Source organism: Nocardia sp. NPDC059195, assembly GCF_042754695.1.
GTDB lineage: Bacteria > Actinomycetota > Actinomycetes > Mycobacteriales > Mycobacteriaceae > Nocardia.
The window spans coordinates 96,976-117,069 of record NZ_JBHZBG010000006.1; the positions used below are offsets into that span (position 1 = coordinate 96,976).

At 68.1% G+C, this 20,094-nt stretch carries 13 protein-coding genes; 4 read left to right on the plus strand and 9 right to left on the minus strand.

Going from position 1 to position 20,094, the window contains the following annotated elements; all coding sequences use genetic code 11:
• Positions 1-28: 28 nt before the first annotated feature.
• From ACFXKN_RS10820 to ACFXKN_RS10835, 4 genes are all read right to left on the minus strand, one after another.
• Complete coding sequence (locus tag ACFXKN_RS10820) at positions 29-6,121, minus strand: amino acid adenylation domain-containing protein (RefSeq protein ID WP_378953377.1); 6,093 nt, start codon at positions 6,119-6,121, stop codon at positions 29-31.
• A gap of 439 nt (positions 6,122-6,560) precedes the next feature.
• Complete coding sequence (locus ACFXKN_RS10825) at positions 6,561-7,475, minus strand: lysophospholipid acyltransferase family protein (RefSeq protein WP_378953375.1); 915 nt, start codon at positions 7,473-7,475, stop codon at positions 6,561-6,563.
• A gap of 46 nt (positions 7,476-7,521) precedes the next feature.
• Positions 7,522-8,340 carry a GNAT family N-acetyltransferase gene (locus ACFXKN_RS10830; protein ID WP_378953373.1) on the minus strand — a complete coding sequence of 273 codons (819 nt, stop codon included), beginning with the start codon at positions 8,338-8,340 and terminating at the stop codon, positions 7,522-7,524.
• A gap of 248 nt (positions 8,341-8,588) precedes the next feature.
• Positions 8,589-9,926: an NAD(P)/FAD-dependent oxidoreductase gene (locus ACFXKN_RS10835; RefSeq protein WP_378953371.1), complete on the minus strand. Its 1,338-nt coding sequence runs from the start codon at positions 9,924-9,926 to the stop codon at positions 8,589-8,591.
• Positions 9,927-10,071: 145 nt separating this feature from the next.
• On the opposite strand from ACFXKN_RS10835, the gene ACFXKN_RS10840 reads away from it, so the two are divergent.
• Positions 10,072-10,923 (plus strand): LysR family transcriptional regulator, encoded by an 852-nt coding sequence (locus tag ACFXKN_RS10840; RefSeq protein WP_378953369.1) that lies wholly within the window; start codon positions 10,072-10,074, stop codon positions 10,921-10,923.
• A 43-nt stretch (positions 10,924-10,966) separates the two neighbouring features.
• Here ACFXKN_RS10840 and ACFXKN_RS10845 read toward each other — a convergent pair whose 3' ends face one another.
• The 5 genes from ACFXKN_RS10845 to ACFXKN_RS10865 form a co-directional block, all read right to left on the minus strand.
• A complete protein-coding gene (locus ACFXKN_RS10845; protein ID WP_378953366.1) occupies positions 10,967-12,571 on the minus strand; it encodes a protein kinase in 1,605 nt (534 codons plus the stop codon).
• Positions 12,572-12,682: 111 nt separating this feature from the next.
• Positions 12,683-13,663, minus strand: coding sequence for an aminoglycoside phosphotransferase family protein (locus ACFXKN_RS10850; protein ID WP_378953364.1), 981 nt, complete (start codon positions 13,661-13,663; stop codon positions 12,683-12,685).
• A gap of 39 nt (positions 13,664-13,702) precedes the next feature.
• Positions 13,703-14,353 carry a hypothetical protein gene (locus ACFXKN_RS10855; RefSeq protein WP_378953362.1) on the minus strand — a complete coding sequence of 217 codons (651 nt, stop codon included), beginning with the start codon at positions 14,351-14,353 and terminating at the stop codon, positions 13,703-13,705.
• 192 nt (positions 14,354-14,545) lie between these two features.
• On the minus strand, positions 14,546-15,502 hold the full coding sequence (locus ACFXKN_RS10860; RefSeq protein WP_378953360.1) for an electron transfer flavoprotein subunit alpha/FixB family protein: 957 nt from the start codon (positions 15,500-15,502) through the stop codon (positions 14,546-14,548).
• Between the two features lie 37 nt (positions 15,503-15,539).
• Positions 15,540-16,325: an electron transfer flavoprotein subunit beta/FixA family protein gene (locus ACFXKN_RS10865; protein WP_067449214.1), complete on the minus strand. Its 786-nt coding sequence runs from the start codon at positions 16,323-16,325 to the stop codon at positions 15,540-15,542.
• A gap of 187 nt (positions 16,326-16,512) precedes the next feature.
• On the opposite strand from ACFXKN_RS10865, the gene ACFXKN_RS10870 reads away from it, so the two are divergent.
• The 3 genes from ACFXKN_RS10870 to ACFXKN_RS10880 are packed head-to-tail and all read left to right on the plus strand — an operon-like array spanning position 16,513 to position 20,092.
• Positions 16,513-17,301 (plus strand): class I SAM-dependent methyltransferase, encoded by a 789-nt coding sequence (locus tag ACFXKN_RS10870; RefSeq protein WP_378953358.1) that lies wholly within the window; start codon positions 16,513-16,515, stop codon positions 17,299-17,301.
• Complete coding sequence (locus ACFXKN_RS10875) at positions 17,298-18,842, plus strand: 1,4-alpha-glucan branching protein domain-containing protein (protein ID WP_378953355.1); 1,545 nt, start codon at positions 17,298-17,300, stop codon at positions 18,840-18,842. The genes ACFXKN_RS10870 and ACFXKN_RS10875 overlap by 4 nt, the downstream gene beginning before the upstream one ends.
• The gene (locus tag ACFXKN_RS10880) at positions 18,839-20,092 is read left to right on the plus strand and encodes a glycosyltransferase family 4 protein (RefSeq protein WP_378953353.1); all 1,254 of its coding nucleotides are present in this window, start codon (positions 18,839-18,841) and stop codon (positions 20,090-20,092) included. The genes ACFXKN_RS10875 and ACFXKN_RS10880 overlap by 4 nt, the downstream gene beginning before the upstream one ends.
• The last annotated feature ends 2 nt before the right edge of the window (positions 20,093-20,094 follow it).

Below are 20,094 nucleotides of genomic sequence, written 5' to 3' on the forward strand. Positions count from 1 at the left end.
GTGCTCCTGCGGGACGGCCCGCCCGACCTCACGCCGACGTCAGATTCTCCGCTTCGGGCTTCGGGAAGAAGCCGATGTCGATGTAGTGATCGAAGTAGCGGGTGATGACCGCGGCGTCGACGGCGGGGAACTCGATCGGCAGGCCGCGGAACGGTTCGGCGGGAGCCGACTCCACACCGGTCAGCACCGCGGCCGGGTTCGCCTGGGCGATGGCGGCCGCGTAGTTGCCGCTCAGCGCGGAAGCCCGAGCCAGGATCGGGTCGGCGTCCGGCCGTTCGGCGGCAGTGGACAGCTGGAGACCGAATTCCATCGGGTCGATGAAGTCGAAACGGTAACCGCGGCTGCGGATCTCCTCGTAGACGACATGCAGCGGCACCTGCGCACCGGCGGCCCGGAAGACGTTGCCGATGGCCGCGGTGTCGCGTGATCGGCTGACGATCCCCGCCGCGACATGGTCGACGGGCGCCATTTCGATGCCGATCGCGCGTACATCCACCGCCACACCGAGCACCAACATGGCACGCAGCATCGTCCACCAGGCGTCTTCGGCCGGGGCGACGCCCGTGCGGGAATCGCCGGTGATCAGGCCGGGGCGGTAGACGGCGATGGGAACGCCACGCTCGATCGCGGCGTGCACGAGCTGCTCGGCGACCCACTTGGTCATCGCGTAACCGGGTAGACCGGCGGGCACCCCGTTGTCCTGCGGGATCCCCGCGAGCACCGACAGTGTCGACACATAGTGGATCGGCTTGACCCGTGTGGTGGTCGCCAGGCGCAGCACCTCGGTGGTGCCGCAGACGTTGGCCGCCCGCATCCGCGCATACGGCTCGAGATGGTTCACCAGCGCACCGTTGTGATAGATCGCGTCGGCCCTGGCCGCGAGTTCGGCGAAGCGCAGTGGGTCCATACCGAGGTTCGGTTGCGCGAGATCGCCTGGGACACCGACGATTCGGTCGAGGTAGGGCGTCAGGTCGATGCGGTACTTCGCGGCTGTCGACACCACGCGATCCACGGCGCCCTGATCATCGGTGGCGCGGACCAGGCAGTGGATGGTCGCGGTGGTCTGCTCGAGCAGTTCGCGCAGCAGGAAGCTACCGAGGAACCCGGTGGCACCGGTGAGCAGCAGCGTGGCCGGTTCGCCGGTGCGCTGTGGCGCGCAGCCGGTGAGGTCGATCGACGGGTCGAGGATCGCGTCGAGCGCCGGATCGGGGCCTGCGGCCGAGGCCGATGACTCGTCGCGCAGAGCCAGTGCCAGGTCGCTGACCAGCGGATAGCTGAACAGCAGGCGCAACGGCACCTCGATGCCGAGTTGCTCAGCGAGGGTAGCGCGCACCCGGATCGCCGCGAGCGAGGTGCCACCGAGGACGAAGAAGTCGTCGTCGCGGCCGACCCGTTCGAGGTCGAGCACTTCGGCGATCGCGGTGGCGACGATCTGCTCATCGGCGGTGGCCGGTGCCTGGTACTCGCGGATCTCCACAGCGGGCGCGGGCAGCGCCTTGCGGTCGAGCTTTCCGGTCGCGCCGAGCGGGAATTCGTCGAGCACCAGTAGGCGGTGCGGAATCATGTACGGGGGCAACAGGGTTCGGATCGTCGCCAACACCTCGGCGGTGTCCACAGAAGTATCGAGAGGTGTCACGTAGCCGACGAGCTGTTCGTGGTGCACCGCGACCGCCGCACCAGCGACCGCCGGATGCGTGCGCAGCGCCGCCTCGATCTCACCGGGCTCGATGCGCAGGCCGTGCAGTTTGAGCTGAACGTCGGTGCGGCCCAGGTAGGTCAGGTCACCGGACGGGAGCCTGCGCACCAGATCGCCGGTGCGGTACATGCGTTCGCCGACGGGACCGTACGGGTCGGCGACGAATCGTTCCATCGTCTTGTCGGGGCTGCCGAGGTAACCCCGAGCCAGTTGCGCACCGGCCAGGTACAGCTCGCCGGGCGTGCCGGCGGGTACCGGCCGCAGCCGCGCATCGAGGACGTAGGCGCGAGAGTTCCAGTGCGGCAAGCCGATCGGGACGATACCGGCACCCACGTCGGTCACATCGGCGCCGGTGATCGACACGGTGGCCTCGGTGGGGCCGTACAGGTTGTGCAGACGGCCCGCGGTGACGGTGGTGAAGCGTTCGATGGTGGCGTTCGGCAGTGCTTCACCGCCGACCCACACCGCCCGCAGCGAACGCAGGGCGCCCGTCGGTGCGGAATCCAGGAGCATCTGGAGTACCGAGGGCACGATGGTGGTGCCGGTAACGCGGTGGCGGGCAATGAGTTCGGCGAGGTAGGCCGGATCGGTGAGTCGCTGCGAGGCGGCCACGATCATGTGCGCGCCTGCCCGCAACGGGGTGGCGAAGCCGATCATCGAGGCGTCGAAGGTGAACGGAATCGACTGCAGGACAGTGTCGGACTCCCTCACCCCGTACTCGCCGACCATGAACGCGGCCTGGTTGACGATCGCCGAATGCGGCACGCCGACACCCTTCGGCTTGCCCGTCGAGCCGGAAGTGAAGATCACATAGGCCAGGTCGAGAGTGTGCAGCGGGCGCAACCGGTCGGCGTCGGTCAGCCAGGCGTCCGAGAAGTCCGACAACGCGACCCGGTCCACCGAGACGACCGGCAGCCCATCGGCTTCGATCGCATCGCCGGTGGTGGTCAGCAGGCACACCGGCTGTGCGGCGGCGAGGATGTCGGCGCGACGCTCGGCGGGGGAATCGGGATCGAGTGGCACGTAGGCGCCACCGGCCGCGAAGACCGCGTACATGGCGACGACGAGATCGATCGAGGGCCGAATCGCCACGCCCACAGTGCTTCCGGGGCCGACACCGTCGGCGACGAGCAGCCTGGCCAGTCGGTTGACGCGACCGGCCAGCTCCCCGTAGCTCAGCGTGACCTCGCCGAAGGTGACCGCGGGCGCGTCGCGACGATGCTGTGCGCGGGCCCGGAATTCGTCGAGCAACGTCGAGTCCGCGACGAGGCGCAGCTCGCCCGACGGCTCGGTGAGCTCGGCCTCGGTGAGCAACGGCAGGTCACCGACGGGCCGGTGCGGTGCGGCGACGGCCGCGGTCAGCAGCCCGGCCAGGCGCTCGCCGAGCGTAGCCATGGTCGACGCGTCGAACAGGTCGGTGGCATAGCGCCAGGAGCAACGCAGGCCAGCGGGCCCGTCGCTGTCCTCGAGCGGAACGACGGTGAGCTGCAGGTCGACGGGTGCGGCTTCCTCGCCCAGATCGACCGCCGTTACCGTCAACTCAGGCAGTTCGAGGCGCGTGGCGCCGAAGTTCTGGAACGACAGCGCCACCTGGTACAGCGGGTGGTGGGCCTGGGTGCGCGGCGGATCCAGTTCGGCGACAAGACGTTCGAACGGCACATCCGCATGGGCGAAGGCGGCCAGATCGATATCGCGGACCCGATCCAGCAGGGCCGCGAAGGATTCGGCGGCGTGGATGCGGGTGCGCAGGACGACGGTGTTGACGAACATGCCGACGAGATCGTCGAGCTCGGGTTCACCACGACCGGCGACGGGAGCACCGACGGTGACATCCTCGGTACCGGCGACCCGCGCCAGCAGCACCGACAGCGCGGCGCGCACCACCATGAACAGCGAGGCATTGTGTTCGCGCGCGAGGGTTTCCAGCGCGGAATGCACCTGCGCGGAAACAGCGAAGTCCTGTGCCGCACCACGGGTGCCCGCGACCGGTGGCCGCGGTCGGTCGGTGGGTAGCTCGAGCAGGGCAGGGGCACCGGCGAGCGCGGTGCGCCAGAACGCGAGCTGCTCCGCCAGCAGCGAGCTGGGATCGTCTGCCGCGCCGAGCATTTCCTGCTGCCAGAGCGTGTAGTCCGCGTACTGCACGGGCAACGGCGCCCAGCTCGGCGCCGCACCGGCGGCACGCGCGGCATAGGCGGTCATCAGATCGCGCGTCAGCGGACCAAGCGAGAAGCCGTCGGTGGCGATGTGGTGCACGACCACCGCCAGCACGTGGTCGGTCGCGGAGAGCTGGAATATGGCCGCGCGCACGGGAACTCGCCGGCACACGTCGAACCCGCCGAGCGTCAGCCGGGCCAGTTCGCGCGGCAGCTCGGATTCCGCGATCGGGTCGACCACCACGTCGAGACCCGCCTGGGCCACGGGCAGGATCTGCTGGAAGCCCGCACCGCCGTGCTCGGGGTACACCGTGCGCAGCACCTCGTGCCGTTCGAGCACGTCATCGAGTGCGGCGGTGAGCGCTGCGGTGTCGAGCGGCCCGGACAGACGCAGTGCCACCGGGATGTTGTAGGCGCTGGATTCGGGATCCAGTCGCGCCATGAACCACATGCGCTGCTGGGCGAGCGAAAGCGGTACGTGCACACCACGTTCGCGCCGGGTCAGCGGCACACGCGCCGACGCGGCACCGACCAGCGCATCGAGGGCGCTCGCCAGCTCGGCCACCGTGCCGTGCTCGAAAACGGTGCGGGCGGGCACCCGCACACCGACCGCGGCACCGAGGCGACCGGCCAGCTGGGTGGCGAGCAACGAGTTGCCACCGAGGGCGAAGAAGTCGTCGCCGCGCCCGATCGGGTCGGCGCCGAGCAGCTCGGCGAAGACCGCCGCCACCGCGCTTTCGGTGTCACCGCGCGGCTGTTCGAACTCGCGCGCGACGAGTTCCGGTGCCGGCAGCGCCCGGTGATCGAGCTTGCCGACCGGCGTCAACGGCACCTCGTCGAGCACCACGATCGCGGCGGGCACCGCGTGCTGGGGCAGGTGCCGTTCGGCCAGCCGGGTCAGCGCCGCCGCGTCGATCGTGGCACCCGAGGCCGCGACGAGGTAGGAGACGAGCGCGCTCGCACCGCTGGGCAGCGTCCGGATGAGAGTGGCCGAGAAACGGACAGTGTCGTCGGCGGCGAACAGCGCGTCGATCTCGCCGAGTTCGATGCGGAAGCCACGCAGTTTCACCTGCGCGTCGGTGCGACCGAGGAATTTCAAGCCGAACCCGCCGGGTACCGGTACCCATTGCACGAGGTCACCGGTGCGGTAGAGCCTGCCGCGACCGAGTGGGTCGGCGACGAACCGGCTAGCGGTGAGCCCGGCCCGGTCGTGATAGCCACGAGCCAGGCCGACACCGGCGAGGTAGAGCTCACCGGGCACGCGGTCCGGCACCGGACGCAGCCGGGCATCGAGGACCAGTGCCGTCATCCCGGGGATCGTGTCGCCCATGGTGATCACGTCGTCGGCGGTCAGCCGATCGCTCATCGCGCAGACGATGGTGGTCTCGGTCGGGCCGTACACATTGAAGAACTCGCGGCCGGGCGCCCACTGTGCGATCAGCTCGGGCGGATACGCCTCGCCACCGACGGCGAGTGCGGCCAGTTCCGGCAGCGCCGCCGCGTCGAGCCCGGCCAGGGCCGCGGGCGTGATGAAGGCATGGGTCACCCGTTCGGCGCGCAACAGTTCGGTCAGTTCGTCGCCGCCGTAGACATCGGGCGGCACGATGACCATGGTCGCGCTCGCCCCGATCGCGAGGAGCATCTCCAGCATGCTGGCGTCGAAGCTGGGCGAGGCGAAGTGCAGCGTGCGCGAGTCGCCGGTGATGCCGAAGCGGCGGACCTGCTCGGCGCACAGACCGGCCAGGCCGGTGTGGGTGACCGCGACGCCCTTGGGGACGCCGGTCGAGCCGGAGGTGTAGATGATGTAGGCGAGATCGTCCGGGGAGAGCCCGCGAACGCGTTCGCCCGCGCTCACTGGTTCGTCCGACATCGCGGCCGACTCGACACCGAACTCGTCGGAATCGAGGCACAGCCACTGGATTCCGGCGTCCAGCCGGGCCGCGTCCGCCGCCTTGGCCAGCCCGAACGCGGCACCGGAATCGGCGAGCATGTAGGCAACGCGCTCGGCCGGGTAGCGCGGATCGACGGGGACGAAGGTGGCGCCGGTCTTGGCCGCCGCCCAGACCGCGACCACGGACTCGATCGAGCGGGTGAGCGCGAGGACGAAGCGGTCGCCGGGACCGAGGCCGCGCGCGATCAGCACCCTGGCCAGGCGCGAGGACCACTGGTCGAGTTCGGTGTAGGTGAGGGTCTGCCCGTCGAATCGCAGCGCGGGCGCCTCTGGGGCACGCTCGACGGCGGCCAGCAGGAGCCGCGGCAGCGTAGACGACACGGGCGCACGACGATGTCGGCGTGCGGCGCGGCGGCGGACGCCAGAAGCTTGCTCTGTCACCGGAAAGGCTTCCCTTCACCATGGATCACCCACGCGATCGCACATCTGGAACGTCGCCTGGACTCTCGGCTACACGGGGTATCGGAAAAATCCTGCGTGACGGTACCGCAAATATCTCATCAATTTCGGTGCAGTGGCAATTTCGTAGTTTCACCGTGCACACCATTGGTTATAGCCGACCGGCCAGTTTGTTACACAGCTCATACGCAGGTCATACGCAGGGCGAACAACATTCGGGCGGACGCGAGATTTTCAGATTCACCCGATACGTCACCCTCGATACCGAACTGCGCATCTGTGACGTTTCGCCCAACGCATACGACAAAACCGGAGGCCGCGAACGCGGCCTCCGGTAGTCGATGAGTGCGACCGAGATCGGTTACCAGGCGGTAGCCCTTGCCGGTCGGCGAACCTGCTCCTGCTCCCCCACCGAGGGGTCCTGCACGCGGGTGTTGCCCGCTTCGATCCACTGGGTGTCGGCCACGCCGTGACGGGAACGGTCGGTGCCGCGCACCGCCGTCTCGCAGCGCCGGGCCAGATCCCGGCGATCCGTTCCTGGACGCTCGAGCGGCTCGAGCACGATCTCGGCGATCATGCCCTTACTGCGCAGCACCCGCTTCGCGGAATCGGCGAAGGTGTCGGTGCCGACGAAACCCGGTACGGTGCATGGCATTCCGTCGCTGTCCAGGTAGCGCAGACGCACCGGCTGGACCGGGGTGGTGGTATCGACGGCGGCCTGGAACATGGCCGGCCGCATCGAACCGTAGGCCCGGCCACACCACGTGGTGCCCTCGGGAAAGACCACGATCCGGTTACCGGCGGACAGCCGGTCTGCCACCTGCCCGACTACGCCGGGCAGTTCGCGCAGTCGGGCCCGCTCGATCGGGATGACGCGCGTGAGCTCGGCGAGTTTGCCGAGCAGCGGCCATTCGACCATGTCGGCACGGGCGACGAAACTGACCGGCTGCACCGCGGCCAGCGCCACCACATCCGCCCAGCCGATGTGCCCGGCCACGATCATCACCGCGGTGCCCGGATCGGCGAAGCCCTCCGCCGATCCGCCCTGCTCAGGCGAGCGGTTGTCGATGATGCGCAACCGCATCCCGAGGCAACCCAGTGCCGCCCTGGCGTAGCGGCGCTGCACCTGCTCACGCCGCGACTTCGGAGTGGCCATGGTCAGCACCGGGAAGCTGAGCACCAGTCCGGCGATACCGGCCAGTCGCGCGAACATCCTGACGGTGCCGACCTCGTCGATCGGCTCGATGCAGCCGGACCCACAGGGGCTCGACGGCATCCACGAATGAGAGTGAGTTGCGAGCGGCGCGTCGAACACCATGGGTTTACTTCCCGTCGAAATTGGCGGCCGCGCTCTGCAGCCGCTCCAGGTACCGGGTGTTGATGGTTTCCATGCCGAGCAGCGCAACGAAGTCGGCGACGGCGAATTCGGGGTCGTGGGCCGGTTCACCGCAGATCTCGGCGCCCAGGCGCAGGTAGCCGCGCAGCAACGGCGGCATCTTGGGACGGCTCGGCGGGGTCAGCTGATCGAGGGAGAGTCCGTCGACGACGACCGGGTTGTACGGGTGCACACGACGCTCGGGGTCGCAGGCGTGGCGGCCGAGGAGCTGGTCGCGCACGCCGCGCACGTTCGCCCCGGCCGGATCGGTGGGTGAATCCCGCATCGGCACCGACACACAGCCCATCACCCAGTCGTAGCCGGTGAGCTGGATGTAGTGCAGGATGCCCGCCCACATGAGGGTGAGCACCGAGCCGTTGCGGTGATCGGGCACCACACAGGCGCGGCCCATCTCGACGATCCGGTTGCCCGTGGGATCGAGCTGGGTCAGATCGAACTCGGTGGCGGTGTAGTACCCGCCCGCCGCGTCGACCTTGTCCGGCGGCAGCATGCGGTAGCAGCCGACGAACTGTCCGGCGAACTCGTCGCGAACCAGCAGGTGGTCGCAGTGCAGGTCGAACTTGTCGGCATCGAGGCCGGTGGCGTTCGCCGGCATCTGAAAACCGGGTTCGGAGGCGAACACCTGATAGCGCAGTCGCTGCGCGGCCTCCCGGTGCTCGGCATCAGACGCGACGACCAAGGAGTACCGAGATTTCCCCACCCCGGAGTCCGGCGCCGGGGCGGTCAACACGGACGAAATTGTCATACTGCTGATGAAGCCAGTCCGAGCTGGCATCGGGGCGACGCGTCAGTGTCGTGTCGATGCCAGCTCGGTGAACGAGACGGGAGTCACACCGGACGTTCACCGAGGCGCTGCCAATCGTTCGCCCACCTGCGGGTTTCTAGCCGAACACCACCGATTTCGGCGCTGAACCCGGTTCGCGATCGGGCATTTCGAGCGTTGCGGAACGACAACGGCCCGCCGATTCCTCGGCGGGCCGTCGCAGGGGTGGATCAGGCGTGCACCCGCTCCTCGATGGCCGCTGCGGCGGTGTCATCCGTGCGATCGACGTCCGCCGGCTCAGCCTTCGTCGGCGCAGCCTTCGCACGCTCGGCTTCCGCGCGCTCGGCCTCGTCGAAGCCGGGACGCGCCGTCCCGATGAACGCGACCAGCCACCCTGCCACCGCGGCGAAGCGGTTACGGAAGCCGACCAGATACATCAGGTGGACCGCCAGCCACATCCCCCAGGCGATGGTGCCCTTGAAGGTGATGCGTTCATTGAGCTTCACCACCGCGCTGAAGCGGCTGATCACGGCCATGCTGCCCTTGTCCCAATAGACGAACGGCGTGCCCGCGTCCTTCTTGCGACGGATGATGTCGGCGGCGTGGCGGCCCTCCTGCATGGCGACCGGCGACTGGCCGGGGTAGCCGTTGAGCGAGGTCATGTCGCCGATGGCGAAGATGTCGGCGTGGCCGCCGACGGTGAGGTCGGGGTTGATCAGGAGGCGGCCCGCGCGGTCGGTCTCGGCGCCGGTGGCCTCGGCCAGCAGTGTCGCGAAGCCGCCGACCTGCACGCCCGCCGACCACACCACGGTCTCAGCGGCGATCCGGCGCTCGATGCCCTCTTTGTCCTTGACCGTCACCTTGCCCTCTTCGATGTCGGTGACGAAGGTGCCGAGCAGCACCTCGACGCCGCTGTCGGTGAGCGAGCGCTTCGCATATTCCGAGAGCCCACCGCCGAAGGGCGGCAACACCGCATCGGCACCCTCGACCAGGGTTACCGAAACCTGCTGGTGGAAGTGCCTCTTCGCGAGTTCCTTGATCTGGCCGGCCACCTCGACGCCGGTCGCGCCCGCGCCGACCACCACGAAGCTGAGCAGCTTGTGCTTGGTGACCTCGTCGGCGCCCTCGGCCAGGGCGAACACGTGGGCGATCTGATCGCGTAGTCGCTGGGCGTCGTCGATGGTCTTGAGCGAATAGGTCTTCTCGGCGAAGTCGTCGCGGCCGAAGTAGCTCTGGCTGGCGCCGGTGGCGGCGATCAGCGAGGCGTAGGCGATCTGGCGGGGGCCGTCGGCGGTCTCGTAGGTGAGGACCGCGGCGGCGGCGTCGATTCCGGTGACCTTGCCAAGGCGCACATCGATCTCGGGATGGCGGCGCAGTACGTTCTTGATCGGCGGTGCGATCTCTTCGGGCGCGAGCACGCCGGTCGCCACCTGGTAGAGCAGCGGCTGGAACAAGTGTTCGGGCGTGCTCGAGATCAGCACGACACCGACTCGTGACTTGGCCAGTTGCTTGGCTGCGGCCAGGCCACCGAAGCCCGAGCCGACGATGACGACATCTGTGTGTTCCATGATCACTCGCTCCAAGATCGCGTTCCAGATCGGTAATAAATCCTTTCCTATGAGTAAACGCGATGCGGAACGAAGATGTTTCCACTGCCTGGGCGCATAATAGAGATGACTCTTATCTGTATAACTAATCAATGGGAGGTACCTGGTGGAACTTCGACAGTTGGCCTACTTCGTGGCCGTCTGCGAGGAGCTCAGTTTCAGCCGCGCGGCCAACCGCTGCTTCATCTCGCAATCCGCGATCAGCCATCAGATCGCGAGACTGGAACGTGACCTGGGCGCGCAACTTTTCGAGCGCACCACGCGCGCCGTCGTCCCCACCGACGCGACCCTGCGGCTGCTGCCATTGGCCAAGCAGATGCTGAGCCTGGAATCGGCGATTCGTGCCGCCGTGCGCACCACCGGACCGCGCATTCGCTTGGCCGCCAACATGTCTTTCGCCGCACCGGCACTCTCGGCGATCGCCACCGCCAGGGCCGCGCACCCCGACGCCGAGATCGAATACGTGATCAAACCGTTCCGGCAGCGGATCACGGCGGTGGCCGACGGTGACTGCGATCTGGCGCTGATCCGCGGCAGCGTCGAGCAGCCCGGTCTCGCGGTGGAACAGCTGTGGGTCGAGGACCTGGTGATCGCGATCTCCAGCAACCATCCGCTGGCCGAACGCGGCGCGGTCACCCTCGCCGACCTGAGCCCCTATCCCCTGCTGCTCCCACCCGAACAGGAACAGGTGCTATTGCACACACTGATCCGCTCGGCCTTCGCCGACCTCCCGACCGGCCCCACCTTCGGCCCGCCGATCCCGCCCGATCACACCGCCACGATGGAACTGCTCAACCGCCCCGAATCCTGGACCATCCTCTACGAGGGACCGACCAAGGGCCTGCTCACCCTCGACCTCACCGACCACCGTCTGCGCATCCCGGTGTCGGCCGTCCTGCGCGAGGACGCCCGCGAGAATCCGATCGTGCGGACCCTGCTGGATGCCCTGCACCACTGACTCCGGGTCGGCTCCGGAAAGCCGCGACGCTACGGGTGCCCCGTCATCGCCAGCGGTTCGCGCGCAATGCCTTGCGATAGCGGATCCACTGCCCGGTCGACGAGGAGGCCGCGCAGCCGACCATTGCCGCCGCGAGGATGAACACCGCGCTCGCCGCCGCGGTCCCGGCGTAGACCCCGCCTATCGCGGAGCCGATGACCGCGAAGAGCGCGAAGAGCCCGATCAGCACCGCCGTGATGATCGCGATGACACGACCGGCGGTGCGCGCGCAGAGCAGCAAGACGCCGCCACTGCCGGTGAAGGCGACGACGACGGTGAGAATCGCGATCGCGATGAACGACCCGGTCGGGTCGTCACCCTTGCGGATCTCGTCGAGCGTTTCGGTGATGCCGAAGATCAGGAAGGCCAAGATCGAAAGACTGAGCAGCAGCGTCACACTGCCTGCGAGGATCGCGGCGCCGTTCGACGGCGCGGGGCCACCCACCGGCTGGTGCCACGGACTTCCCACCGCCATCGGCCGCCTGAGCGGATCACTCACCGGCGCACCGTATTCCGCTCGTCCCCAGACCGGCTGCTGCACGTGCCCACCGGAACCGTGCGCCTGTTGTGCGGGTCCGATCCACGCCTGCTGCGGATGTCCACCGGAACCGTGCGCCTGTTGCGCCGGTCCGATCCACGCCTGCGCCGGATGTCCACCGGAACCGTTCTCCGGTCGTGGGAGATCGGTCCACGGTCGCTGCGCATGTTCGCCGGATCCCGCTGCCTCTCGCACGGGATCGGTCCACGGCTGGTGCACGGTGAGTGCGGCGACATGTCTGCCTTCGAGCGCGTCGCGAACCGCATCGGTGAATTCTGTCGCGCTGCCGAACCTCTCGTCGCGACGCTTGGCCATCGCACGGGCGATGACACCGTCGACCGTGGGTGGCAGATCGGTTCTGACCGCACTGAGTCGCGGCACCGGCTGGGACAGATGTCCCGCGACCACCTGTCCGGGGTTGGTCGCGGTGTAAGGCGGGTGCCCGGCGTACATGGCGAACAGCGTGCAGGCCAGCGAGTACTGGTCGCTGCGGTGGTCGACGATCTCGCCGGAGAGTTGTTCGGGTGAGGCGTAGGCGAGGGTGGCGGTGAACGTGCCCGTCGCCGTGAGCTGAGTGTTCGCGGTGGCGACCCGCGCGATCCCGAAATCGGTGAGTACCGCGCGGATCTCGCGGCCGTGTTCGGGATCGGCGATCAGGATATTGCCCGGCTTCACGTCGCGGTGCAGGACGCCGTGCTGGTTGGCGTAGTCGAGTGCCGAGGCCGTCTCGCCGATCAGGCGCGCGGTGACCGCGGGCTCGTGCGCGTGCGAATCCCAAGTCGCGGCGTCGGTTCCGCGGATGACCTGCATCGCGATCCACAGGTACCCGTCGTCGCTGCCGCGGTCGTACACCCCGACGATGCTCGGATGGTCCAGTTGTGCAACGACATCGGCTTCCCGTTCGAACCGCCGCTGCAATTCCTGATCGGCCGTGAACTCCCGGTTCAGCAGTTTCAGGGCGACACTGCGCGGCAGCCGCGGATGCTTGGCGAGGTAGACCGTGCCCATCCCGCCTTGTCCCAGTACACCTTCCACCTGGTACCCAGCGAAATCAGCCCCCGCCTGCAGCACAACAACTCCTCACTATCCCCACTCGCAGCCCGCACGCTACCCGCGCACACAGATTTCGGCCATATGCCGACAAGCTTCCGAACCCCTCGACCGCGAAAGCCGGGGACACGGTCACTGGTGAGCGCGCCGTTCCAGCGGCGTGCCCACCAGTGCGTCCGCCACGGCGGCATGCAATGTGAGCATGTCGTGGTCCTCGTCCTCGATCGTCCACGCCATCTCTTCCACGGCTCGGACCAGGGCCCAGCCGCGGGCACGTTCGGGGTCGACGTCCAGAGCCGCGGCGGTGGCCGCGATGACGGTCTCCGCGTGTTCTCGCGTCGGTTTCGACTGGATCTGGATCATCAACAGGAAGCCCGCGTCGAAGGCCGCCTCGCCGAGGCAGGGCTTGGGGTCGATCAGTAGCCACGGTTCACGTTCGGCGGCAACGATATTGCCGAGGTGGGTGTCGCGGTTGACGATCAGCAGCGGGCCGTCGGGTTCGGCCAGTTCACCGCACCAATAGTCGACACGCTCACGCAGTTGCGACGAAAGCAGTTCGGCCAGTGCCGAATTCGGTGCGTTCAGCAGACTACGCAGGCCCGCGACAAGGTCGGTAGCCAAGGTGAAGGCCGGGAGACCTGCGGGCACCGTAGTGACCGGCCGCCGCAGTCGGCGATACAGCCCGCACGCGAACGCGACCTTCTCGGCGTTCTCCGGGCGGCCCTCGAGACTCGGAAACCCCGGCTGGTGCAGCAATTCCGTGCCAGGCCGCGCCCATTCGAGCAACAGCGCACCACTGTCCGGGTCGAAGTCGAGCAGCCGGACAGAACCGTCACCCGCGTAGACGTGCAGTGCGGTGGCCTCGGCAAGGTTCTCCTCGTCCACCATCGGCACCTTCAACACCGCCCACGACCCATCCGCACGTCGCGCGGCCGCCACGTAGGCATGAGTGCCACCCCGAAACGGCGCGGAGAACTCCGACAACCCCCAGCGCGCGGCCAAACCCACCACCACGCCGGGCAATCCATCGATCCACCGCGCCCCGGCTTGCCCGAACACCTCCCGGACCGTCTCCTCGACCTCCGCAGGCAACACCACACGTCCCAACGACATCAGCCCAGCCTGCCGACCCCGACTGCGCAGGTCAAACTCCTAGACAAACCCTTTCTCGACGAGTTCGAAACCGTCCGGACGCACCCGATGTCGCTCGCCCGAGCCGCCGACCACCCGACACCAGCTTTCGACGATCAGTTCATCAGCGTCGGGAGCGAAGGTGATCGAGAAGCCGCCGTACATCCCGGGGATCGGACACCACATGACCGCAGCTGGGTATTCGAGCAGAGGCCCGACCTGCGGCGTGCGGATGCGATGCTCCCGACACAGGTCAAGGACACGACCGTAGATCACCGCCTGCAGTTGACATTCGAGCTGGGCAATAGTGGCTTCGGAAGTCTCGCGCAGCAATTCGGGTACCAACAGCGCCGAGAGATGATCGTTGCCGCGAGCTGCCGCGATATCCGCAGCCGTCTCGCCATCGGCGGTACGGAGTGTGCGCCAGGCACCAAAAGCCAACAGTCGCTTCACAACAGACTCCGGCGCCCCTGCCCACGCGGCCTGGTGCAGCGGCGCGAACAGCGACGAGCCACCCACCCGGACCGCGTTGACGCGGTTGTCTCCCGCGATCAAGCCGATGACCGCCTCCCAATCACCGGCCTTCGCCGCATCGGCAAGCCTGTCCCGGAGCTCTAACCCGTTCTCGTTGAGGGATTTACGGTTGTTCGATCCCAGCCAGGTCAACTGCACGGCGTCAGCCTAGCGAGACCTGCCGCGCGATGCGTCACGTGCACCTCGCCGACAGCGCCGCGCACAATCAGAAGGTCAATGCAGATCAGGCGATCTCGATCGTCGGCACAAAACACCAACGGCCCGCGAAACCTGTCTGCGCTGGCGCAGGAACAGGTTTCGCGGACCGAGGTCAACTCAACCGGGTGGCGATCAGCCCTTGTGGGACTTCACGGCCTCGGTCAGCTGCGGGGAGACGTTGAACAGGTCGCCCACGATGCCGTAGTCGGCGATCTCGAAGATGGGTGCTTCTTCGTCCTTGTTGACAGCGACGATCGTCTTCGAGGTCTGCATGCCGGCGCGGTGCTGGATGGCGCCGGAGATGCCGAGGGCGATGTAGAGCTGGGGGGAGACGGTCTTGCCGGTCTGACCCACCTGGAACTGGCCCGGGTAGTAGCCCGAGTCGACGGCGGCACGCGAGGCGCCGACAGCGGCACCCAGCGAGTCCGCGAGGGCCTCGACGACCGCGAAGTTGTCGGCGGAACCGACACCGCGGCCACCGGAGACGACAATGCTCGCCTCGGTGAGTTCGGGGCGGTCGCCACCGACGATCGGGTCACGCGAGATGACCTTCACGACGCCGTCTTCCTGCGCCGGAACCTCGACGACGACCTGCTCGCCCGCGCCGGCCTGCGGAGCGGCCTCGATGGCGCCCGGACGGACCGAGATCACCGGCAGGTCGCCGGTGGCCTTGGCCTCGACGGTGAACGCGCCACCGAAGATGGAGTGCACGACCGAACCATCGGCGTTGACGCCGATGACGTCGACGAGCAGGCCGGAGCCGATGCGCGCGGCAAGGCGGCCCGACACCTCCTTGCCCTCGGCGGTGGCGGCGACCAGCACGGCGGCGGGTGCGGCGGACTCGGCCAGACCGGCGAGCACGTCGACCTTCGGGGTGACCAGGAAGCCCTCGATGTCGTCGGACTCGGCGACATAGATCTTCTCGGCGCCACCGGCGGCCAGCGCGGCGGCCAGCTTGTCGGCGGTACCGGCCGGGCCGGTGACGACGGCGGCGGGCTCGCCCAGCGTGCGGGCGGCGGTGAGCAGTTCGGTGCTGACCTTCTTCACGGCACCGTCGGCGTGCTCGATGAGCACAAGTACTTCAGCCATTAGTTCTTTCTCCTTAGAAGTCTCGGACGGCGCCGGATCAGATGATCTTCTGACCGATGAGGTAGGACGCGATCTGGTTGCCGCCCTCGCCCTCGTCCGCGATCTTCTCGCCCGCGGTGCGAGCCGGCTTCGGGGTGGCACCGGTGACCTGGGTGCCCGCGTTGGCGACACCGACGGTCTCCGGGTCGACGCCCAGATCAGCCAGGGTGAAGACCAGAACTTCCTTCTTCTTCGCGGCCATGATGCCCTTGAAGGAGGGGAAGCGAGGCTCGTTGATCTTCTCGGTGACCGAGACGATCGCGGGCAGCGACGCCTCGAGCTTGAAGACACCCTCGTCGGTCTCCCGCTCGCCGGTGATCTTGTCGCCGTCGACGGTGAGCTTGCGCAGGTGCGTCAGCTGCGGGATGCCGATGTACTCCGCGATGATCGCGGGCACGGCACCTGCGCGGCCGTCGGTGGCCTCGTTACCGGCGATGACCAGCTCGACACCCTCGACCTGGCCGAGCGCGGCGGCCAGCACGTAGGCGGTCTGCACGGCGTCGGAGCCGTGGATCGCCGGGTCGTTGATGTGGATGGCCTTGTCGGCGCCCATGGACAGCGCCTTGCGGATGGCCTCGTTGGCGCGGTCGGGACCGGCGGCCAGCACGGTAACCTCGCCGCCCTGGGCCTCCTTGATCAGCAGCGCTTCCTCGACGGCGCGCTCGTTGATCTCGTCGAGGACCGCGTCGGCAGCCTCGCGATCGAGGGTGTAGTCACCATCGGTCAGCTTGCGCTCGGACCAGGTGTCGGGGACCTGCTTGATGAGTACGACGATGTTCGGCATCGGTCTTCGTCGACCTCCTTCTGGGGACACGTATGTGGTGGGACCGCACGAGCTCAGCCGTACGTCCGTGTGAGATATCTAGCTCAGATCGGAACACTACCCTACGCTAAGTTACTCGTGGGTAACCTACCTGCGCAAGAGGTCCCTGACTCCTGCGTGAACCGGCGGTACCAGTAACCTCGGAGCAATGAGCGAGGCTGTGATCCCTGCCGCACCCGTGGCCGCAACACATGAACCACTGCCGTTGACCGGCGAGCGGACGGTGCCCGGCATCGCCGAGGAGAACTACTGGTTCCGTCGGCACGAGATCGCCTACGCCCGCCTGCTCGACCGATGCACCGACAAGGTAGTGCTGGAGGCGGGTTCGGGCGAGGGCTACGGCGCCGACATGATCGCGGGCGTCGCCCGGCGTGTCACCGGTCTGGACTACGACGAGGGCGCCGTCGCGCACGTCCGCGCGCGCTACCCCCGCGTGGAAATGATCCAGGGCAACCTCGCCGCGCTGCCCCTCGACGACGAATCCGTCGACGTCGTGGTGAATTTCCAGGTCATCGAACACCTCTGGGACCAGGGACAGTTCCTGCGCGAATGCCTGCGCGTGCTTCGCCCCGGCGGGGTGCTGCTGATCAGCACACCGAACCGGATCACCTTCTCCCCCGGTCGCGACACCCCCCTCAATCCGTTCCACACCCGCGAACTCAATGCGGCCGAGCTGACCGAACTGCTGGTCGATGCCGGGTTCACCGTCGCCGAGATGCTCGGCGTGCACCACGGCGCGAGCCTGACAGCGTTGGACGCCAAGCACGGTGGGTCGTTCATCGACGCCCAGATCGAGCGCGCGCTGGCCGGTGAGCCGTGGCCCGCCGACCTCACCGCCGACGTCGCCGCCGTCACCATCGACGATTTCGACCTGCGTGCAGGCGATATCGACGCGAGCCTGGACCTGGTCGCGATCGCTGAGAAGGCAACGCGTTGACCGATTCCCGCTCCGCCGTGCCGGGCCAATTCACCCTGGTTCTGCACTCCCACTTGCCCTGGCTCGCCCATCACGGGCGCTGGCCGGTCGGCGAGGAATGGCTATACCAGTCCTGGGCCGCGTCGTATCTGCCGCTGGTTCGGGTACTGAAAAATCTTGCCGCCGAAGGGCGTTCACATCTGCTGAGCCTTGGCATCACCCCCGTGCTCGCCGCGCAGCTCGACGATCCGCACAGCCTCGCCGGCATGCATCACTGGCTGGGCAACTGGCAGTTGCGCGCCGACGAAGCGTCGATGTCGGGGAACGTCGCGCTGGGCCGTCACGAACATCGGCTCGCGGCAACAGCTCTGGCCGATTTCGAACAGAACTGGCAACACGGCGGTTCACCGGTGTGGCGTTCGCTGATCGACGCCGACGCGATCGAACTGCTCGGCGGACCCCTCGCGCACCCGTTCCAGCCGCTGCTCGATCCGCGCCTGCGCCAGTTCCAGCTCACCGAGGGCCTGGCCGACGCGGGACTGCGCTGGGGCACCACGCCGACGGGCATCTGGGCACCCGAATGCGGCTACACCCCCGGCATGGAACGGGGTTACGACGCCGCGGGCATCACCCACTTCATGGTCGACGGTCCGTCACTACGCGGTGACACCTCGCTCGGCAGGCCGGTGCGCGATTCCGAGGTTGTCGCCTTCGGGCGCGACCTCGCCGTGAGTTACCGGGTCTGGTCGCCGAAACAGGGCTACCCCGGCCAGAGCGCCTACCGTGATTTCCATCACTACGACCACGCGACCGGGCTCAAACCCTCGCGCGTCACCGGCAAAACCGTCGACGGTCCTGACAAGGCCCCTTACGATCCGGAATTGGCGGCCGAGGCGGTCACCCGCGACGTCACCGACTTCGTCGAAACGGTCCGCACCCGGCTGATCGAGGAGTCCGCGCGAATCGGCAGGCCCGCCCTCGTGGTGGCCGCGTTCGACACCGAACTGTTCGGGCACTGGTGGCACGAGGGGCCGCAGTGGCTGGAGCAGGTCCTGCGCGCGCTGCCCGAAGCGGGCGTGAATGTGGGCACCCTCGCCGACGCCCGCGAAAACGGCTTCGTCGGCGAACCTGTGCAGCTCAACGACTCCTCGTGGGGTTCGGGCAAGGACTGGCGGGTGTGGGCGGGCGACCAGGTCGCCGACCTCGTCGAGCTCAACGCCGACATCGTTCGCCTGGCGCTGGACACCCTCGACAAGGTGCGCCGCGACGGCTCCCTGCGCGATCCGGTCGCCGATCAGTTGCTGCGTGAGGCGATTCTCACCGTGTCCAGCGACTGGGCGTTCATGGTCAGCAAGGACTCCGCCGCCGGGTACGCCCGCGACCGGGCACACGAACACGCGCACGCCGTCCGCGAGCTCGCCGAGGCGATCGGCGCCGGACAGTTCGCCAAAGCGACCCGTCTCGCGGCAGGATGGGCGATGGCCGACGGATTCTTCCCTGGTCTGGACGCGCGGCGGTTGCCGACCGCTGTCCCGTCGGCCGCCGCTGAAGGATCCGTATGAAGATTTTGATGGTGTCGTGGGAGTACCCGCCGGTTGTGGTCGGTGGGCTCGGTCGGCATGTGCATCACCTGGCCGTCGAGCTGGCCGCGGCCGGCCACGAGGTCGTCGTCCTGGCACGTCGACCTACGGGGACCGATTCGGTCACCCATCCCACGCACTCCTACATCGCCGACGGCGTGCTCGTCGTCGCGGTGGCCGAGGACCCGCCGTGCTTCGACTTCGGCGAGGACATGCTCGCCTGGACCCTTGCCATGGGGCACGCGATGGTGCGTGCCGGGGTGGCACTCGGTAAGCCCGGCGTCGGCGAGGGCTGGACGCCCGATGTGGTGCACGCGCACGACTGGCTCGTCGCGCACCCATCCATCGCGCTCGCGGAATATTACGACGTGCCGCTGGTCTCGACGATCCACGCCACCGAGGCCGGACGGCACAGCGGCTGGGTGTCGGGCCGGGTCAACAAGCAGGTCCACTCGGTCGAGTGGTGGCTTACCAACGAATCCGATCAGCTCATCACCTGCTCGACCTCCATGCAGGACGAAGTCGAACGACTCTACGGACCGGAACTGGCCCCGATCACGGTGATCCGCAACGGTATCGACGTCGGCTCGTGGACCTTCCGTCCGCGCGCGCCGCGCTCGGGCCCGCCGCGACTGCTCTATGTCGGCCGCCTCGAATACGAGAAGGGCGTGCAGGACGCGATCGCCGCACTCCCCCGCATCCGCCGGGCCCACCCCGGCACCACCCTCACCGTCGCCGGTGTGGGCACCCAGTTCGAGTGGCTGCGTGAGCGCGCCCGCGTGCACCGCGTCGCCCGCGCCGTCCACTTCGTCGGCAGCCTCGGCCACGAGGAACTCCTCGGCTGGCTGCACGGCGCCGACGCCATCGTCCTGCCCAGCCGCTACGAACCCTTCGGCATCGTCGCCCTCGAGGCCGCCGCCGCGGGCGTCCCCCTGATCGCCTCGACCGCGGGCGGCCTCGGCGAAGCCGTCATCGACGGCGTCACCGGCGCCTCCTTCGACCCCGCCGACATCGACGGCCTGGTAGACGCCACCCGAGCCGTCCTCGACGACCCCGCCACCGCCCAAGCCCGCGCCCGCACGGCCCGAGAACGCCTCACCGCCGACTTCGCCTGGGACGTAGTAGCCGCCGAAACCGCCCAGGTCTACACCGCCGCCAAACGCCGGGTCCGCACCTCCCTCGGCCGCCCCGACATCGTGGAAAGACCACTGCCGGAACGGGATCCGAAGTAGGG